Origin of the sequence: Helicobacter cetorum (assembly GCF_900198405.1) — a bacterium.
Taxonomy (GTDB): domain Bacteria; phylum Campylobacterota; class Campylobacteria; order Campylobacterales; family Helicobacteraceae; genus Helicobacter; species Helicobacter cetorum_C.
Map to the genome: position 1 here is coordinate 1 of NZ_FZMR01000034.1, position 18,440 is coordinate 18,440.

At 34.4% G+C, this 18,440-nt stretch carries 16 protein-coding genes; 6 read left to right on the forward strand and 10 right to left on the reverse strand.

Annotation, left to right across the window (positions count from 1 at the left end; genetic code table 11):
* The 3 genes from C6H25_RS08000 to C6H25_RS08010 all read left to right on the forward strand — a co-directional run.
* Positions 1 to 935: class I SAM-dependent DNA methyltransferase (locus C6H25_RS08000; RefSeq protein ID WP_199768961.1), on the forward strand; the 935-nt coding region annotated here is incomplete at its 5' end.
* Between the two features lie 197 nt (positions 936 to 1,132).
* Positions 1,133 to 3,769, forward strand: coding sequence for a hypothetical protein (locus tag C6H25_RS08005; protein WP_104748901.1), 2,637 nt, complete (start codon positions 1,133 to 1,135; stop codon positions 3,767 to 3,769).
* Positions 3,770 to 3,849: 80 nt separating this feature from the next.
* Positions 3,850 to 4,233, forward strand: a complete 384-nt coding sequence (locus C6H25_RS08010; protein ID WP_104748902.1) for a hypothetical protein — start codon at positions 3,850 to 3,852, stop codon at positions 4,231 to 4,233.
* Between the two features lie 603 nt (positions 4,234 to 4,836).
* Here C6H25_RS08010 and purB read toward each other — a convergent pair.
* The 5 genes from purB to C6H25_RS08035 all read right to left on the reverse strand — a co-directional run bounded on the left by purB (position 4,837) and on the right by C6H25_RS08035 (position 9,432).
* Positions 4,837 to 6,159 (reverse strand): adenylosuccinate lyase, encoded by a 1,323-nt coding sequence (gene purB / locus C6H25_RS08015; protein ID WP_104748903.1) that lies wholly within the window; start codon positions 6,157 to 6,159, stop codon positions 4,837 to 4,839.
* Between the two features lie 120 nt (positions 6,160 to 6,279).
* A complete protein-coding gene (locus C6H25_RS08020; protein WP_104748904.1) occupies positions 6,280 to 7,224 on the reverse strand; it encodes a thiamine pyrophosphate-dependent enzyme in 945 nt (314 codons plus the stop codon).
* A 12-nt stretch (positions 7,225 to 7,236) separates the two neighbouring features.
* The gene (locus C6H25_RS08025; protein ID WP_104748905.1) at positions 7,237 to 8,460 is read right to left on the reverse strand and encodes a 2-oxoacid:ferredoxin oxidoreductase subunit alpha; all 1,224 of its coding nucleotides are present in this window, start codon (positions 8,458 to 8,460) and stop codon (positions 7,237 to 7,239) included.
* Positions 8,461 to 8,469: 9 nt separating this feature from the next.
* Positions 8,470 to 8,862, reverse strand: coding sequence for a 4Fe-4S dicluster-binding protein (locus C6H25_RS08030; protein WP_104748906.1), 393 nt, complete (start codon positions 8,860 to 8,862; stop codon positions 8,470 to 8,472).
* A gap of 9 nt (positions 8,863 to 8,871) precedes the next feature.
* Complete coding sequence (locus tag C6H25_RS08035; protein WP_104748907.1) at positions 8,872 to 9,432, reverse strand: pyruvate flavodoxin oxidoreductase subunit gamma; 561 nt, start codon at positions 9,430 to 9,432, stop codon at positions 8,872 to 8,874.
* Positions 9,433 to 9,890: 458 nt separating this feature from the next.
* On the opposite strand from C6H25_RS08035, the gene C6H25_RS08040 reads away from it, so the two are divergent.
* Positions 9,891 to 10,556, forward strand: coding sequence for an outer membrane protein (locus C6H25_RS08040; RefSeq protein WP_104748908.1), 666 nt, complete (start codon positions 9,891 to 9,893; stop codon positions 10,554 to 10,556).
* Positions 10,557 to 10,581: 25 nt separating this feature from the next.
* Here the strand turns inward: C6H25_RS08040 and C6H25_RS08045 are convergent, their stop codons facing one another.
* Both C6H25_RS08045 and C6H25_RS08050 read right to left on the reverse strand, forming a co-directional pair.
* A complete protein-coding gene (locus C6H25_RS08045) occupies positions 10,582 to 11,871 on the reverse strand; it encodes a hypothetical protein (protein ID WP_104748909.1) in 1,290 nt (429 codons plus the stop codon).
* A gap of 232 nt (positions 11,872 to 12,103) precedes the next feature.
* Positions 12,104 to 13,156, reverse strand: a complete 1,053-nt coding sequence (locus tag C6H25_RS08050) for an NAD(P)-dependent alcohol dehydrogenase (RefSeq protein ID WP_104748910.1) — start codon at positions 13,154 to 13,156, stop codon at positions 12,104 to 12,106.
* 164 nt (positions 13,157 to 13,320) lie between these two features.
* On the opposite strand from C6H25_RS08050, the gene C6H25_RS08055 reads away from it, so the two are divergent.
* Positions 13,321 to 13,980, forward strand: a complete 660-nt coding sequence (locus tag C6H25_RS08055; protein ID WP_104748911.1) for a nitrate reductase cytochrome c-type subunit — start codon at positions 13,321 to 13,323, stop codon at positions 13,978 to 13,980.
* Positions 13,981 to 13,983: 3 nt separating this feature from the next.
* Here C6H25_RS08055 and C6H25_RS08060 read toward each other — a convergent pair whose 3' ends face one another.
* From C6H25_RS08060 to C6H25_RS08070, 3 genes are read right to left on the reverse strand one after another with little or no spacing between them, the layout of a single operon-like run.
* Complete coding sequence (locus C6H25_RS08060) at positions 13,984 to 15,843, reverse strand: primosomal protein N' (protein WP_104748912.1); 1,860 nt, start codon at positions 15,841 to 15,843, stop codon at positions 13,984 to 13,986.
* Entirely contained in the window at positions 15,843 to 16,103 is a 261-nt protein-coding gene (locus C6H25_RS08065) for a hypothetical protein (protein WP_104748913.1), read from the reverse strand. The genes C6H25_RS08060 and C6H25_RS08065 overlap by 1 nt, the downstream gene beginning before the upstream one ends.
* Positions 16,100 to 16,327, reverse strand: a complete 228-nt coding sequence (locus tag C6H25_RS08070) for a DUF904 domain-containing protein (RefSeq protein WP_104748914.1) — start codon at positions 16,325 to 16,327, stop codon at positions 16,100 to 16,102. The genes C6H25_RS08065 and C6H25_RS08070 overlap by 4 nt, the downstream gene beginning before the upstream one ends.
* 65 nt (positions 16,328 to 16,392) lie before the next feature.
* On the opposite strand from C6H25_RS08070, the gene uvrB reads away from it, so the two are divergent.
* Entirely contained in the window at positions 16,393 to 18,375 is a 1,983-nt protein-coding gene (gene uvrB / locus C6H25_RS08075; RefSeq protein ID WP_104748915.1) for an excinuclease ABC subunit UvrB, read from the forward strand.
* Positions 18,376 to 18,440 lie beyond the last annotated feature (65 nt).

Consider the following 18,440-nt stretch of genomic DNA (forward strand, 5'->3'; position numbering starts at 1 on the left):
ATAATGATTTAAAAAACGCCCCTTATCAATGGATACAACAAAGTTCATTAAGTGCTGAAAGCTTTATTTTTGCTAACCATTCGCTTTTAAATTTAAAAGCTAAGATTGAAAAATCAGCAACGCCTTTAAAAGAATGGGACATACAAATCAACTACGGCATAAAGACAGGATTTAATGTTGCTTTTATTATTGATGAAAAAACACGAGCAAGGATTTTAAACGCATGTAAGAGTGAAAATGAAAGGGCTAACACCGATACATTGATTAAAAAAGTCTTAAGGGGGAGAGATATTAAAAGGTATAAGTATGAGTGGGATAATCTTTATTTGATACACACGCATAATGGTTACACGCATAATGGCGTGAAAGTGCCACCCATAGATATTGAAAATTACCCAAGCCTAAAAGCCTATTTAGACCAACATTATAAATTATTAGAAAAACGCACCGATAAGGGCAACACCCCCTATAATCTAAGGAATTGTGCGTATGTGGGAGAGTTTGAAAAAGAAAAAATTGTGTATAGTGAAATCGTGAGTGAGCCACAATTTTATTTGGATACCAACGAGCATTTTTATATGGAAGCAACAAGCTTTGTTTTGACAGGGTGTAATCTTAGGTATCTTATTGCCTTATTGAATACTTCTTTTATTGCTTATATTTTTAAAACTTTCTATGCTGGGGGAGGACTTGGAGAAAGAGGTTATCGCTATAAAAAAGCCTTTATAGAACGCCTACCCATTCCTAAAATCACAGAAGAAAACCAAGAATGTGTTAAAAAAATCACCGATTGTGTGGAACAGATTTTAAAAGACAAACAAACAAACAAAGACACAACAATTTTAGAGCAAGAGATTGATAAATTAGTCTATCAACTCTATAATTTAAACGATAAAGAAATCACGCTTATTGAAAACGAACTCAAGAAAAAATAAAAACGATTTATCTTAAAGGAAAACTCCTACTTAATAGGAGAACCTTTAACTTAATGAGTTTTATTAATGAATGATTTAACCCTATCTATCCCAACTATTCTTAAAAATTTAAAGGCGCTTTTAGTTTTTACCAGACAAATCAATTTAATATTGTTGTGTAGCATGTTTTATATTTAAAAAATTTTTAAGGAATAAACATGAAACTTCATAAGCGTATTTTGAGGTTGCACCATTTTAGGAATTTGGGTAAGGACTTACCTACAGAATTGCTCTTAAATGTAGATTTTGATGAGATTAAGCATGGGGGGTTAGTGATTTTAGTGGGGGAAAATAATGTGGGTAAAAGCAATGTGCTAGAAGGGTTGAAAGCTTTCAATGATGAAACTAATTATCTATGTGAAGATTATGAAAAACAAGCCAAAGAAAAAGCTACGCTAAGTCTTATTACCACGATTGAAAATAACCAACAACTTGAAACACTTTCTTGGGTAGAACTCAAAGAAAATCAAGCAAATAAACAAGCATTTGAGATGAGCTTTTATCCGTTTGAAAATCATATGAAGACTTATAAAGCAAGCAACGAAAATGCAAAAATACCATTAAAATATTCGCCAAAAAATTTTGAAAAAATTAAAGAAGAATTGCTTTTGTATTCGCCAAAAAATTTTGATAATCATTTTATACAATCTATTAGAGAATCCCTAGAAACATTATTGCCTTGTGCTGATGATAGTCTAAGTCATAATAAATATTGCCAAGAGCTTGAAAACTCTTGGCATAACTTCTTTAATCAGTATGAAAAAACCTTAAGATTAAACGAGATTTTTCTCAGAAAATACATAATGCCAATAGAACGCAAAAAAGATAAGAGAAAAGCAAAAGTGGCGTATAAGAATCTAAAAAAAGCCCTTTTATTACACATTTGCTTGACCTTCAAGGAATATAGCTTGTCAAAAATGATAGAGCGTTTTGATGAAAATAAAGTTTGTGAAACATTAGAAAAGATGAGAAAAAAATCCAAAGAACAAAACAATAAAATAGCCATACAGAAAATAAATTACAAAAAATCTAATGAAAATTCTATTGAAAAACATCTTTCACTTGACTATGAGTGGGCTTTCTTGTTTGACTATTTACCCAAAATCATTGATTGCGACAATCCTTTTGAGCTTCAAGATAAAGATTTGTATATAGATATATTAAAGGGTTCTACAGAGAAAAAAGATTGGAATGGGATATGGCATGTTATGTGCGAGTGGTATGAGATAGAGACAAGCCTTATTTATAATTTTATTTTTAAAATTTTGGATACATCGTTATCTGTTTTACTACTTGATAAAAGGGGTAACTCTTTTGAAGAGCTAAATTCTAAACTAGAAGAAGTTTGGCATGGGACAATCAATTTTAAGATAGATAATAATAAAATGCAAATAAGTTTTTTTGAAAAAACAAAGGGATTAAGAATAGATTTGCAAGAAAAATCCATGAATGAATTTGGGGTTTTAGAAAGCCCTAATGATTGGCATGTTTCTTATCTTAAGAACATAGAGTGCAATCAAGGAAGTCAAGCAAGTAAGATTAAGATATTTTTAAATAAAAAATGTAAGACTATTGTTTTTAATTTTTATGATTCTTCAGAAAAATTCTTATTTTGTAAAAAAACAAACCTCCTATACGAATTGAAAAAAGAATTAAAGAAAATGGGCGAAAAAATCAGCAAAGAATTTAATGAAAGCTATTGCATTAACCCCAATGATGAACACAGATATATTTTTGAATTTCGTTTGAAAAAACAGCGTTTTCTACATATAAGAATTAAAAGAGACAATGAGTATTTAGAGCTTGATAAACAAAGCACAGGGTTTCAATGGTTTTTTAACTTGTTTTTTAATTTTTTATATCCCTATAAATACCACAAAAAAGGAGTAGATAGAGAGCTTGAAAAAAATATCTCTTATGATAATAATAACATTGTGGTTATGGACGAACCAGCCACTAGCTTAAGCGTGCCAGCTAGACAAGAATTTAGAGAGCGTTTGAGACGATATGGCAAAAAAAGGGGCATTACCTTTGTTTTAGCTACTCATGACCCCTTTTTAGTGGATACTAACCATTTAGATGAAATAAGAATTGTAGAAAGGCGAACAAACGGCTCAGTCATTCACAATGAATTTAACTATTCTCTAAACAATGCGAGTAAAAACTCTGATGCTTTAGATAAAATCAAACGCTCTTTGGGCGTAGGTCAACATGTTTTTTATAATCATATGAAAAATAAGATTATCTTTGTAGAAGGCATTACAGATTATTGTTACTTAAGTGCCTTTAAATTGTATTTCAATAAGCATGTTGATAAGTTTAAAAAAGACCCTATCAACATTACTTTCTTGCCAATTTCTGGACTTAAAAATAACACACAAAATATGGAAACAACTATTGATAAACTTTGCGAACTAGATAGCAACCCTATTGTCTTAATAGATGATGACAGAAAAGATAAAGAAGATGATGAACCGAGTGAAGATTTTAAACAAGCTAATAAAGAGTTAGAATATCCTATCAAAATTTTACAACTCTCACAATGCAATGAAAATTTCAAACAAATTGAAGATTTATTTAGCGATGAAGACAAGCAAGAATATTCTCTAGAAAGTAAGAATAGAGAATTAGCAATAGCTTTTAAAAATAAGCTTTATATGGTCAGCCACAAGCTCAATAACAAACGCTATCAATACCCACTTAACAACCAAGATGTAATAAGCAAACAAGCAGAAATCAATTTTCTATATTTGTTTGAATGGATAGCATGCAATTTAAGCTCGGTCAAAAACTAATCACAATTAAAAACGCTTAGAATTGATATATAGAATTTGACTATAATACGCTTAAAGATTATTTGTTGAAAGGATTTTAAATGTTAAAAAAAGCGTGTTTAAGCTTGCTAATCATAAGTGGTATTCATTTAGGGGCAAAGGATTTGAATTTCAAACTAGATTATCAAGCGACTGGTGGAAAGCTTGTAGGAAAAATGACTGATTCTAGCCTTTTAAGTATCACTTCTATGAATGATGAACCTATTGTAATCAAAAATCTTATTGTTAATAGGGGAAATTCATGTAAAGCCACTAAAAAGGTTGAACCTAAATTAGGCGATAAGTTTAAAAAGGAAGAGCTTTTTAACCATAAGTTAAAATATTCCCAACAGATTTTTTATCGCCTAGATTGTAAGCCCAAGCAATTATTGGAAGTTAAAATTATCACTGATAAGGGCGAGTATTACCATAAATTTAGCAAGTAAAATCGGCTTATCTTATAGCAACCTTTAATTAAAGTTGGTATAAGATTTGGTTATATTTCTAGCTTGAGTTAAAAGAACATGCTAAAAATTATTTGATTGATAGCTTTGACTAAAACTAGGGATTACACCAATATTTGTAATTAATTCTAATTAGTTGCGAGATAATTGGTTTAGATTATAAAATGAACTCTTAATGACAACTAAGCACCAACGCCATATAAGCATTACTTTATGTTTTTTATTATTAAAAATTCTTATATATTTTATTTTAATGCCTTGCTTTCTGGGCAATGCATGATTGATATAGTGATTAAGGTTATCCAATGATTTATAGGAATAAGTTTTCGTAAGAGCTTGTCGCTCATAACAACAAGCATAAATCTTTTATAGCATTTTATTAATGTTTTACGAATAAATTTCATTAACAACTTCCTTAAACAGAGTAGAGATTTTTTACAGATTTAATATTGTATCAAAATTATTTTAAATATATTTGATGTTAAAAATTTTATAATATAATGTTTTAATCATAAATGCATCACTAAATATGGTTATCGTTTTACAATCAATGCTTACATAGGTTTGATAAGATGTTTTGATAAATTATCCAAACACCCTTTTAAAAATCGCATTGATATTCTTAGTGTAGTAGCTATAATCAAAACATGCTTTAATCTCGCTTTCACTCAAATATTTTTTCAAGCGTTCATCATTTAATAAGGCGTTTAAAAACAAGTTTTCATCAGTGTTTTTTTGTTCGCCTTGCTGTAAAATTTCCCATACTTTCATCGCATTTTCTTGAACGATTTTATAGCTTTCTTCTCTACTCAAACCTTTTTTAGGCAATTCTAATAATACTCGTTGTGAAAAAATTAACCCCCCACTTGAGATTAAATTTTTAAGCATATTTTTTGGATAGACAACCAAGTTTTTAATTACACTATTTAAACGACTAAGCATAAAATCGCTTGTGATAAACATATCTGGCAAAGCAAATCTTTCTACTGAGCTATGGCTAATATCTCTCTCATGCCAAAGGGCTACATTTTCTAGCATAGGGGTAGTAAAAGAGCGAATTACCCTACAAAGCCCTGTGATATTCTCACTTAGCACCGGATTTCTTTTATGCGGCATAGCAGAACTTCCTTTTTGCCCCATTGAAAAATATTCTTCAGCTTCTTGCACTTCACTTCGTTGTAAATGGCGGATATTCACAGCAATTTTTTCACAGCTACTCGCTAAAAGGGCCAAATCACAAGCAAGGCGTGCATAGCGGTCTCTTTGAATCACTTGGTTGCTAATGTTCACAGGCTTTAAGCCTAAAAATTCACAAGTTAATTCTTCTAATTCTAAAGGGGCGTGAGCAAAATTCCCCATAGCCCCACTAATGGCTCCCACATTAATAAACTCCATAGTCAAATCTAAGGCTTTACAATGGCGTTTGATTTCATCTGCCCAAAGAGCTAGGACTAAGCCAAAAGTAATGGGTTCGCCAAAAATCCCATGACTTCTGCCTATCATTAAAGTGTCTTTATGCTCTAAGGCTTTATTTTTAAGCGTTTCATAAAGATTTTTAACGCCTTGTTGAATGAGCTTTAAACTTTTTGTCATAAGTAGTGCCATAGCCGTATCAATACAATCACTAGAAGTAATGCCATAATGTAAAAATCGTGATTCTTCGCCTAAACTCTCTGCCACACAAGTAGTGAAAGCGATTAAATCATGTTTAGTAGTTTTTTCAATTTCTTTAATGCGCTCTATTTCAAACTTCGCATTCGCACAGATTTTTTCGCAATCTTTATCACTAATTTGCCCTAATCTATTCCACGCTCTAACCACAGCCTTTTCCACTTCTAAATAAGCTTCAAATTTGCTCTGCTCACTCCATAGGGCTTTCATTTCTTCATTTGCGTAGCGTTCTAGCATTAATAAGTCCTTAAATCAAAATGGTATTTATGTTACTTAAAAGGGGTTTAAAAAGTCAAGGGGTTAAAAGAATAAACAAAGCACTTTAAAAAGTGTTTTGCTTAAAAAGAATGAATAGGGTTATACTCCAGCTTCTTCTCTGCGTTGTAAATACTCCCATCGTTCATTCACATCTTTTTGTAATTCTTCAATGATATGCTCGTTTTCTTTTTTGAAAAGGTGTTTGAAACGCTTTTGAGCTCCTAAATAATCCCTTACAGAAATAATATTTCTTGGGCGATAAGTGATTTTTAACTCTCTACCATTAAAGATTTCAAATAAAGGGAACATCAAGCTATCTACAGCCATATCTGCTAATTCAATGGTTTGATTAGATTCAAATTTCCATTCAGTCGTGCATGGGCTAAGCGCATTGATAAAGCAAGGCCCTTCAGTGTCCAATGCGGTCTTAATCTTTTTATTCATGTCTTTCCACTTATTAGGAGAAAGTTGCGCTACATAAGGAATGCCATGGCTTGCCATAATGCTTACGATGTCTTTTTTCTTTTCTTTTTTACCAAAGCTAGTTGAACCAGCTGGTGTAGTAGAAGTGCTAGCTCCCATAGGCGTAGAAGAACTTCTTTGACCGCCGGTATTTGCATAGTTTTCATTATCCAAGCAAATATAGGTCATATCATGCCCTCTTTCCATGCAACCACTGATAAATTGAAAACCAATATCATAGCTAGAGCCATCGCCCCCAAAGGCTACAAATTTTGGTCTTTGACCCTTGTATTTGCCTTTATTAGCTAGGGCTTTATACATAGATTCTACACCTGCAATGGCTGTAGAGCCGTTTTCAAAACCAATATGAATCCAAGGCACATCCCATGAAGTGTGCGGATACACAGCGGTGCATACCTCTAAACAACCTGTAGAGTTTCCTAGAACAATAGGCCCATCTACAGCGTTTAGAACTTCACGCACAATAATACCATGCCCACAACCCGGGCAAAGTAGGTGTGAGCCTTCAAATTTTTCAGCACTTTGGCTAAACCCTTTAAGTGTTTTTACTTCTTTTACCATAATATTTCCTTCTTAAAAAAAGCTCATTTTAGGACCACGCAAGCCTACGAATTGTTGGGTAGCATGAGTGAGTGTGCCTTTAAGAGCGTCTTCGTTGATTTCTTCAAAAATCTCGCATAAATTTGCAATAGTCATATCCCTTTCACCTAGTCCATAGATGTAGTTAGACACTACAGGGCGTTTAGTCCCTTGGGTTTGATATACCGCAGAAGTTACTTCATTAAACATTGCACCCATAGCCCCTGCAGGAGAGCTTTTATCTAAGATAGCTAAAGCTTTAAGGTTTTTTAAATCTTGTCCTAATCTTTCATAAGGGAATGGGCGTAAGGAATGAACGGTAGCTGCACCAACCTTAATGCCTTTTTTACGCATTTCTTTAGCTGCTACAACAGCAGATTCATAAGTAGTGCCAAGTGCAAAAATAGCCACTTCAGCATCTTCAATTTGGAAAGTTTCTGTTAAATGATATTGTCTACCTGTAAGTTTAGCAAAATCATTAAACACTTCTTCAATCACTTTATCAGCACTCATAATCGCATGATGGAGTTGGGCTTTATGCTCATAATGCCATTCTTCTTCAGCTTGTGCACCATAGCTTACAGGTCTATCAAAATCTAAAAGTGAGTGTTTGGTTTGGTATTCGCCTATGAATTTATAAGCCACTTCATCATTTAAGGGGCGAACATTCTGCACGGTGTGTGAGCATAAAAAACCATCTTGGTTAACAATGGTTGGCACACGCACATTTTGATGTTCTGCAATTCTAAATGCCATTAGAGTAAAATCATAAGCTTGTTGAGGGTTACAAGTGCTTAAATTTATCCAGCCTGCATCTCTACTTAGATACATATCAGAGTGGTCGCCATGGATATTTAAAGGGGCTGCTAAAGCACGATTAACCAAATTTAAAACAATAGGCAAACGCATACCAGAAGCTTGATATAAAACTTCTACCATAAGCGCTAAACCTTGAGAACTAGTCGCAGTGCTTACTCTTCCGCCAGCTGCAGCTGCACCTACACATGCACTCATTGCAGCATGTTCTGATTCTACTAAAACAAATTCACCATCAATGTAGCCATTGTCCTTAAACGAGCCATAGTTTTGCACAATAGGAGTTGATGGAGTAATAGGATAGGCTGCAATGACATCAATTTGAGCTTGTCTTAGAGCGTGAGAACTAGCCATATTGCCATCCCAAACTTCTACTTCTTGTAATTCAATATTTTTTGCCATATTTTTTCCTTATGATTTTTTCTTTTCTTGTTTTGCTGGCCATTTAGTTAGTGCTGTGTCTAACTCTTCTTGCTCTTCAAACATCCATAGTGATTTAGGGTTAGTAGGACATACACTCACGCACACGCCACAACCTTTGCAATGAGTGTAATCTACGCCTTTTAACTTGCCTTCTCTTGAAAGAATGGCAGCATCTGGGCAATAAACCCAACAATTAAAGCAATTAATGCAAATATTGTTGTTATGCACAGGCTTTGCTACACGCCAATGAGCCACTGAAGTGGTGAAATAACTCTCTTTAGTGTAGTTTCTTTCATCATTATGTTTTTCTACTTCGCTTTGTGCGTTGTTCTCAAAGGGAAATAACACAGCTCCTGCTTCAAATTCGTTCCAATTTTTCATCAATTCTCCTTATTGAACTTCTTCATAAGCTCTTTGAATGGCGAGCATGTTAGCATCAATGACTTCTTGTGCGAGTTTTTTGCCTAAGACCTTTCTAAAAGCCTCTTTAAAAGATTCAATTTCAAGCATATTAGACACTTTCATTAAAGCCCCTAGCATTGGAGTATTAGGAATAGGGCGTTTTAGAGTTTCCATAGAGATTTTTAAACAATCTACTAAGAATACCTTACGAGTTTTTAATTCAGGTTTTTTTTCAAACAACTCTTCTTTAGAGAGATAGCTAGTGATAATGTAAGTGGTGTCTTCTTTTTCATCAGCAAAGATATTTTCAATGAAAACTAACCCCGGGTCAATCACTAGAACATAATCAGGTTGCATAAAACGCTCATGGTTTAAAATAGGCTCATCGTCAATACGATTATAAGCCATCATAGCAGCCCCTCTTTTAGCTGAACCATAGGAAGCAAATGCTTGCACTTCTTTACCCGTTTTTGAAATTACATCAGCTAGTCCTTTAGCACCTGTGATAGCGCCTTGACCAGCTCGTGCATGCCATCTAATTTGAAGCATGATAGTGTGTCTCCTTGTGCGTAATTGTGATAGAAAAGTTTGCTTTTCTTCTTAAAATGTATGTGATATAACGACTAGATTATACAAGAAAAAACTATTAATTTGTCTTACAATGATAGGTTTTTAAGAATTTTTATAGGAATTTGGGGTTATATTTAACAAGGATTTAATTTTTGTTTTTTAATTTCTTTAATTTATTTTTTAAAATTTTCAATCAATAGCGATAAATACCGAGTTTTTAAAAAGAATTTTTTAAATATAAAAAATAAAAACAATGAATAATATTAAAAATAATAAAAGTAAATAAAAGAAGTTATATTTTGTTGGTATTTTTATAAAGAGAGGACTTATTGTAATAATTTAATTTTGCTTTGGTTTAAACTTTGTTATTATTGCTGTAGTGGTTGGTGCTTTTAAGTTAATTCTATATAATTAAAGAATATGAAATCAAGGGGTTCATGTTGGAAAGTTTGAAGATGTTAAATAGAGGGTTCATAGGCTTAGCGTTGCTATTGGAGTGTCAAGCTAAAGACCTCAAAGATATGGTAAAAAAACCCCCATTGGCTGATAAAAGTGCTTTTTATTTGGGGGTGGGGTATCAACTTAGTGCAATCAACACTTCCTTTAGCACGAAGTCTGTTTCTGATTCTTATTATATGACTGGCAATGGTTTTGGCGTGGTGTTGGGCGGAAAATTTTTAACCCAAAGAAAAAATTTAGAGCATGTAGGCTTGCGTTATGGTGTGTTTTATGACCAAACTTTTTCATCTTATAAGTCCTATATTTCCACTTATGGTTTAGAGATTAGTGCTTTGTGGGATTTTATCAATACTCAAAGACACTTTTTTGGTGTTGAAGTTGGGTTAGGAATTGCTGGGGCATCCTATTTACCCGGAAATGCCTTGCATGGAATTATTGCTAAAAATTTAGGGCAACAAAACTCACTTTTTCAACTACTTGTAAATGTGGGCATGCGTTTTGGACTTGGACATAATGAAATCGCTTTGGGATTAAAATTTCCCACTATTGCTAACACAAAAACTCAAACCATTAATGGCTTGAGTGCTACGACTTTATGGCATCGTTTACCGGTGATGTATATAAATTATATCTACAATTTTTAGGAGTGTGCTTAAAGCGTTTTAACTCCTAGTGGTGAATCCTAGTTTTTACAAAATCAATTAAGTTTCTAGTATCAATATTGAAAGTAACAAACTGCTGATACATAGTATACCATGGCCCATGTCCATGTAAGCTGTAGCCATTACCCCCTCCTACGAAGTTAAAGAAAGCATCGAATCTAACTGCGACAAAATCATTTTTATACACATGCGACATATAAAAGCGCTCAAAGTTAGGAGCGCTATACCATGGCAAACCGGTATAGAGCGCTTGACCATAAGTAGGGTAGAAGTGCATTTGAGGGTGGTCTGAGAAATAGTATTTATCCCCCACAATAAAGCCTTTGTATTGCGCCATAAAGTCAAATTGTCCGCCAAAGCTATTGTAGAAATGATTCGCTCCACAATTCACGCCTGAACGCACGCAATAGCGTGTTTGGCTAGACATAGTTCCAAATTTAAAAAAGATTTTATCCATATAGGGCATAAGTCTCTTTAAATCGGTTTTAATATAGGCGTTATAATACACCCTATCTAAAATGGTTGGGTTAGAGTATTCGCCCGGTTTGCCTCCTTCTGGTTCGCCACTAAAATAAGGATAGCCATTAGGCCATTGAGGCGTTTCATCATCTTTATTCAAGTGCGAATGTCCATCATAGGGGTATTTGCTACCCATGCTGTAGTTATTGCTGTTATGAAAAACAACAATATTAGCCCCAAAGCCCAAATACCCCTTTAAGAATGACCATTCAGTAGCAGCCATATAGAGCATGTTATTGAGATTGTAATTTTTCTTTTTGGGCTGATTGTTCCAATTACGCCCTGCAAACCAATCTATGACAAACTCTGCCCATCCATTCCACCAACGATTAGGGTTATAAGCGGGCATAAATTGGAATAACCCCCCTCTAATCGTAGGGTCTTTGAACCAAAAGAGCTTTTTAAAAGCTTGCAAAGGATAGATATGCTGATAGCTTCTTGGCACAATTCCTACATAACTTCTAAAATTCTTACCAATGGCTTGATAATACATCGTAACCCCCCAAGAATAGGGGAAGTAGCTATAGTGTGTATGTAAATTTTGGATAAACCACGCTCCAAACATGATTGATTGGCGTTTGTCATCAAACTGCACGCCGGTTTGGATAAAGAGCCTATTTTTCATGTTAATCATGCTACCCCAATAAGGGTTGTATTTAGGGGCGGCTAAGTTATAGGTAAAGCTCATGAATTTTAAATCATAGACAAAACTAGCAGCTTTAAGAGAGCCTACAGAACTAAGACCTAAAAACGCTAAAGCACAGAGAGATTTTCTCATTAACACTCCTTGATTTTAATAACATCAATAATCTAACTGACTACTTAAAATAATACAAATACGATAAAATATCTAAATATCTAAATATCTAAATATCTAAATATCTAAATATCTAAATATCTAAATATCTAAATATTTTTTAATTCTAGCAAAAATTTCCTAACGATTATTCAAATATTCGTTGCTTTTTGAGGGGTAAAACCCTTAAAAAGCGTTACAGATTGTTATTGGTCTAAGCAAACGATTTTTTCATATCAATCACATAGCGGAATTTCGCCTTACCATGCGTTAGGTTGTGATAGGCGGTGTCAATATTCTTTCCTAAAATCATTTCTACTTCAGGGTAAATATTATGCTTGATAGAAAAATCCATCATCTCTTGAGTTTCTTTAATGCCTCCAATAAGTGAGCCATAAACCTTGCGATTACCCAAATTAATAAAATCAAAGACATTGAGCGTGGGAGCAATTTCTCTAGGGGGAAGTCCTACAAGGGCTAATTCGCCATTATAGCTTAAGAGTTTGACATAGTCTTTTAAATCGTAGTGAGTAGGAATGGTTGAAATAATAAAATCTAGCTCATCTTTACATTCTTTAGGATTAGCATAGAAATGTTGAGCCCCCATATTTAAAGCGTCTTGCTTTTTATTTTCATTTCTTGCGAAGATACTTACTTCAGCTCCCATGGCTACAGCATATTTAACCGCCATCATGCCAAGACCACCAAATCCAGCTACGCCAACTTTTGTGCCTTGAGTAACTTTAGAAAATTTTAAGGGCGAATAAGTCGTAATACCCGCACATAATAAGGGGGCTACTTTCTCTAAGGGAGCGTTTTTATCTACGCTAATGACATAATTTTCATCTACAACGATATTATTAGAGTATCCGCCCATATGGGGTTCATTATCATGGAAGTAATCCAAGCAATCATAAGTAAACACCGTCTTTTGATTAGCACAAAATTGTTCTTGATGTTCTTTGCAAGGTTTGCAAGTTTTACATGAATTGACAAAACAGCCCACACCTACCACATCGCCCACTTTAAATTTCTTAACTTCCTTGCCTACTTCTTTAACCACCCCAGCAATCTCATGTCCGGGAACCATAGGATAGATGCCTTCCTTCCATTCGCTATAAGCACTATGAATATCGCTATGACAAATTCCTGCATAATGAATGTCAATCAACACATCTTTAGCCCCTATAGCATGACGACTAAAATCATAGGGTTCAAAATGCCCATCTTTAGAGTGAATGGCAAAACCTTTTGAATGAACTCTCATAAAAACTCCTTATTTGCTTGTTTAAAAGATGTTTTTATTATATCGTTTTTGGTTGGCTTTACCTTTGTGTTTTTATTTATGTTAGAATAATGAGTATTGGGTTTTAGGAATTTGTTTTTAATTGGTGGCTCTTAAGTGTGAGCTAGAATTTCAAGGGAAAGCTTATGAAAAAAAATCTTTTTTGTTATGGTTCAAAAACTAAGGCTTTTGGGGCTTTAGTGGCAGTTGGCTTGGTGTGGTTTTTAGCACAAGAGGCACACTCAAAGGATAAAGCAGAAGTTCAAAAAGATACAAGGATTTCTCAAGAGAGTCTTGGGTTAAGAAAAGCCCCTTTAGAAGATGAAAAAAAAGTCAAACTCTCGCCTTATCATTATAGCGAGAGCGCTCCGGGTTCTAGCCAAAGGATTGAGCGCTCTTACGAAAATGCTCCCCCCTTAATTCCTCATGATATTGAAGGGATTTCTAATATTACTAAGGAGAATAATACATGTTTAGGTTGTCATAGCCCTGATGTGGCTAGCACTGTGGGTGCGACACCGGTTCCGCATTCGCATTTGTATGATTTGCGTAAAAATAAGCCCATTAAAAATGGTGGGGTAAGCGATGCAAGGTATAATTGCACGCAATGTCATGTCCCTCAAGCGAATGCCAAGCCTTTAGTTAAAAACTCTTTTAAGCCAGTTTTTTCTAAGAAATCTTTAGAATTTCGTTCTGATTTAATGAATGTGATGAATGAAGGCATAGAGGATAGCCCTAAACATAAGGAGGCTAAAAGCCCTCACAAGCACCATCATCACCTTGAAAAAAATAACGAGAAAAAATAAGCCCTAAAAAATATCTATAGGGTTCATATTCACACTACAAGGAATATGGGGGGCGTTTTTTAAAAACGCATGCACGCTTTTGAGTAGGCTCAAGGGGTTTGAAGAACGCAATAAAATAAGATAGCGATAAGACGAAGCGATTTTTTCAATAGGGGCTTTAATATGAGAAAGCGTTACGCCATTTTCTAAACACGAAGAAAGGATTTGTGAAGCTTCTATGCTTAGTTTTTGGGCTTTTTGTTCGTTTTTATGCTTAAACTCTAGCAAACACAGCCGCAAAAAAGGTGGGTAGAGCTTGCATCTTTCTTTTAACTCGTATTGCAAAAAATCTTCATAATCATTTAAGAAATTTTTTAATAAATCCACTTCTACACTTTGAATCAATACTAAGCCAGAAATTTGTCTCGCACTTCTTCCAGCAATTTGATGTAATAGCGACACGCCTTCTTCTAAAGCCCTATAACTACTAGATTTAATAATATTATCTATGCCTAAAATAACCGCTAAACTCACTTTAGCATAATCATGCCCTTTGCTTATCATTTGTGTGCCAATTAGAATATTTGTCTTTTGAGCGTTAAAATCATTTAAAATAGTATTAAGTTTTTTTTGTGTGCTGGTGTGGTCTCTATCTAAAATTGCCATTCTTGCCCCTTTTAAAAGGCTTTCTAATTCCTTAAACACTTGCATAGTGCCTATTCTTTTACCCACTAAGACTTCGCTTTGACACACATTACAAATCTTAGGGATAGGGCTTACAAAATGGCAATAATGACACATAAGCTTATGAGTTTTTAAATGCAAACTCATATTCACACTACAAAAGGGGCATTGAATGCTTTTATGGCAATTTTGACACGCTAAGGTTTTAAAATCCGCCCTAGTAGGCACAAAAATAATGGCTTGCTCGTTTTTGTCTATGACTTGCTGTAAGGTTTCTATGAGTTTAGGGGTAATAAAATCTTGCGTTTTCTCAAAAATGATATTTTTTTGTGTGGGAGTGTGGCGACCCTTTAGGCGTATTAAAGCCTTATCTTTAAAGCGTTTGTAGCTATTAATGCTAGGTGTAGCAGAGCCTAAGACAACTTGAATAGGGAATTTACTCGCTAGATATAGGCATAAATCTCTAGCGTTATACATAGGGCTTTGCTGAGATTTATAAGAAAAATCATGCTCTTCATCTACAATAACTAAGCCTAATTCTTTAAAGGGTAAGAATAACGCACTTCGTGTGCCTACAATGAGCCTTATTTGTTGAGAGTAGAGTTTTTCTAAAAATTGTTTTTTTTGAGTTTTAGTAAGTTTGCTATGCCATAAGCCTAGAGTTTCTTTAAACGCAACTTTAAGGCGTTGTTGCATTTGGGGAGTGAGTGCGATTTCTGGCACAAGTAATAGGGCGGTTTTTTCTTGCTCTAAAGTTTTAGCGATTAAGTGCATATAAATTTCAGTTTTTCCACTACCAGTATCCCCAAAAAGCAAGCTTACAGAATGCTTTTCTAATTCTTTTAAGGCTTTTATTTGAGTTTCGCTCAACACATTGAGAGTGGGTGTGATTTTTTCTAATTCCACACTATCGCATGCATTAAAAGGGGTAAAAAGGCTTAAGACTAAAGAGAGATTGGCGCAATAATATTGAGCGATAAATTCAGCGAGCCTGATTTGAGTAGGGAGTAAAAAAAAGGGGGTTGTTTCTAATGCTAGGCATTCAAAGGCAGGTTTTTTGACTTCTTTAAGAATAACGCCTTGAATAGTTTTATTTCTCAAAGTGATATGAACTAACGCCCCTTTTTGACAACTCTCTTTAGAAGAGTAGGTTAAAGGGGGGGTTTTATTTTTTAAAGGAGCGACTAAGTAATAGAACATTAAGAGATTTTTTCTAAAAGTTTTTGCAATTCATCACGCAAATACTCATTTTGACAACTTTCATGCAAATAATCCTTTAAAAGCTCTAAAACATTTAACTCCTTATTATGAAAACGCTCTTTTAAGGCAAGTTTCATCTCATCACTAAAAGTCTCATTCAAAGAGATTTTATAGCGTTTACCTAAATAATGCACCTCCAAGTCATTTAGCGTAGCTTGAGAAGTTTCTTTTAAGTGTTCCTCTTCAAAAGAGCCACTCATGACATCATTTTTTCCAATCTATCACAAATATCTTGAAGTCCCTTATCTTTGGCACTCAATTCATCATACAAAATCGCAATTTGCAAAGTTTTTTCTTCATTTTGAGCGTTTAAAGTAGTATTTTGTGTGCGTAATTCGTGCAACTCCTCCTCTTGACGCCTAGCTCTTTCAATTAACTCATCAATTTTAGCATTCAATTTGTCCAATAAACTTAAAGATTCCATTGTTTAAACCTTTCATAATTTTAAAATAACTATTATTATAACAAAACCTAAATGAAAGATTTACTATGCCCTTATTTGAATTAAAAAGCCATTATGCACCAGCTGGCGATCAGCCCCAAGCAATAGAAAAGCTTACTAAAAGCCTAAAAGCTAAAAATCAATACCAAACTCTAGTGGGCGTTACAGGAAGTGGTAAGACTTACACGATGGCAAATACCATCGCTAAAGTCAATAAGCCCACTTTGATAATGAGTCATAATAAGACCTTGTGTGCACAGCTCTATAGCGAGTTTAAGGCGTTTTTTCCACATAATAGGGTGGAGTATTTTATCTCCCACTTTGATTACTACCAGCCTGAGAGCTACATTCCCAGAAGAGATTTATTCATTGAAAAAGACAGCTCTATTAATGATGATTTAGAGCGTTTAAGATTGAGTGCGACCACTTCACTTCTAGGTTATGATGATGTGATAGTGATTGCTAGTGTATCGGCTAATTATGGTTTGGGTAACCCTGAAGAATATTTGAAAGTTATGGAAAAAATCAAAGTGGGCGAAAAACGAGCCTACAAGAGCTTTTTATTAAAGCTTGTAGAAATGGGCTATAGTCGTAATGAAGTGGTTTTTGATAGGGGGAGCTTTAGAGCTACAGGTGAATGCGTGGATATTTTTCCGGCTTATAATGATGCAGAGTTTATTAGGATTGAATTTTTTGGCGATGAGATAGAGAGAATTGCAGTGTTTGATGCCCTAGAAAGGAATGAAATCAAGCGTTTAGATTCTGTTATGCTTTATGCAGCCAGTCAGTTTGCCGTAGGGAGTGAGAGATTAAACTTAGCGATTAAAAGCATTGAAGATGAACTAGCTTTAAGATTGAAATTTTTTAAAGAGCAAGATAAGATGATTGAATACAACCGCCTTAAGCAACGCACTGAACATGATTTAGAAATGATTAGTGCGACAGGTGTGTGTAAGGGCATTGAAAATTACGCACGCCATTTTACCGGTAAATTGCCCGGCGAAACCCCTTTTTGCTTGTTTGATTACTTGGGGATTTTTAATAGGGAGTTTTTAGTCATTGTTGATGAAAGCCATGTGAGTTTGCCCCAATTTGGGGGTATGTATGCAGGGGATATGAGTAGAAAAAGTGTTTTAGTAGAATATGGCTTTAGATTGCCATCTGCTTTGGATAACCGCCCTTTAAAATACGATGAGTTCATCAATAAGAATTGTCAATTTCTTTTTGTGTCCGCTACGCCTAATAAACTAGAATTAGAGCTTTCTAAAAATAATGTGGCAGAGCAAATCATTCGCCCTACAGGGCTTTTAGACCCTAAATTTGAGGTGCGAGATAGTGATAAACAAGTCCAAGATTTATTTGATGAAATCAAATTAGTAGTAGCGAGAGATGAAAGAGTGCTTATTACTACACTCACTAAAAAAATGGCAGAAGAATTGTGTAAATACTATGCTGAATGGGGCTTGAAAGTGCGTTATATGCATAGTGAAATTGATGCGATTGAGAGAAACCATATTATCCGCTCTTTAAGACTTAAAGAATTTGATGTTTTAATAGGGATTAATCTCTTAAGAGAAGGGCTAGACTTACCTGAAGTTTCTTTAGTAGCGATTATGGACGCAGATAAAGAAGGGTTTTTAAGAAGCGAAACAAGCCTCATTCAAACCATGGGGCGAGCTGCAAGAAATGCTAATGGTAAGGTTTTGTTATACGCTAAAAAAATCACTATAAGCATGCAAAAAGCCTTTGAGATTACTACTTATAGACGCACCAAGCAAGAAGAGTTTAACAAACTCCACAATATCACTCCAAAAAGTGTTAGCCGCACTTTAGAGGCAGAGCTGAAATTAAGAGATGATGAAACTAAAATCGCCCTTGCTAAAGCTTTGAAAAAGGACAAAATGCCAAGAAGTGAAAGAGAAAAAATCATCAAAGAATTAGATAAGAAAATGCGAGAGTGTGCGAAGAATTTGGATTTTGAAGAGGCTATGCGTTTGAGAGATGAAATCGCTAAATTGCGTTCATTATAATCATTCTATAAGAAAACTAAAAAATTTAGGCTCTGTTTTTAATTTTGTATTGATAACTAAAAAAA

What these genes read in the sequence shown, in the direction of transcription:
- C6H25_RS08025 (WP_104748905.1), bottom strand. Translation starts at nt 8,460, where the DNA reads ATGGCAAAAAATATTGAATTACAAGAAGTAGAAGTTTGGGATGGCAAT.
- C6H25_RS08050 (WP_104748910.1), bottom strand. Translation starts at nt 13,156, where the DNA reads ATGAGAGTTCATTCAAAAGGTTTTGCCATTCACTCTAAAGATGGGCAT.
- C6H25_RS08070 (WP_104748914.1), bottom strand. Translation starts at nt 16,327, where the DNA reads ATGGAATCTTTAAGTTTATTGGACAAATTGAATGCTAAAATTGATGAG.
- C6H25_RS08005 (WP_104748901.1), top strand. Translation starts at nt 1,133, where the DNA reads ATGAAACTTCATAAGCGTATTTTGAGGTTGCACCATTTTAGGAATTTG.
- C6H25_RS08045 (WP_104748909.1), bottom strand. Translation starts at nt 11,871, where the DNA reads ATGAGAAAATCTCTCTGTGCTTTAGCGTTTTTAGGTCTTAGTTCTGTA.
- C6H25_RS08055 (WP_104748911.1), top strand. Translation starts at nt 13,321, where the DNA reads ATGAAAAAAAATCTTTTTTGTTATGGTTCAAAAACTAAGGCTTTTGGG.
- uvrB (WP_104748915.1), top strand. Translation starts at nt 16,393, where the DNA reads ATGCCCTTATTTGAATTAAAAAGCCATTATGCACCAGCTGGCGATCAG.
- purB (WP_104748903.1), bottom strand. Translation starts at nt 6,159, where the DNA reads ATGCTAGAACGCTACGCAAATGAAGAAATGAAAGCCCTATGGAGTGAG.
- C6H25_RS08040 (WP_104748908.1), top strand. Translation starts at nt 9,891, where the DNA reads ATGTTGGAAAGTTTGAAGATGTTAAATAGAGGGTTCATAGGCTTAGCG.
- C6H25_RS08020 (WP_104748904.1), bottom strand. Translation starts at nt 7,224, where the DNA reads ATGGTAAAAGAAGTAAAAACACTTAAAGGGTTTAGCCAAAGTGCTGAA.
- C6H25_RS08035 (WP_104748907.1), bottom strand. Translation starts at nt 9,432, where the DNA reads ATGCTTCAAATTAGATGGCATGCACGAGCTGGTCAAGGCGCTATCACA.
- C6H25_RS08065 (WP_104748913.1), bottom strand. Translation starts at nt 16,103, where the DNA reads ATGAGTGGCTCTTTTGAAGAGGAACACTTAAAAGAAACTTCTCAAGCT.
- C6H25_RS08010 (WP_104748902.1), top strand. Translation starts at nt 3,850, where the DNA reads ATGTTAAAAAAAGCGTGTTTAAGCTTGCTAATCATAAGTGGTATTCAT.
- C6H25_RS08030 (WP_104748906.1), bottom strand. Translation starts at nt 8,862, where the DNA reads ATGAAAAATTGGAACGAATTTGAAGCAGGAGCTGTGTTATTTCCCTTT.
- C6H25_RS08060 (WP_104748912.1), bottom strand. Translation starts at nt 15,843, where the DNA reads ATGTTCTATTACTTAGTCGCTCCTTTAAAAAATAAAACCCCCCCTTTA.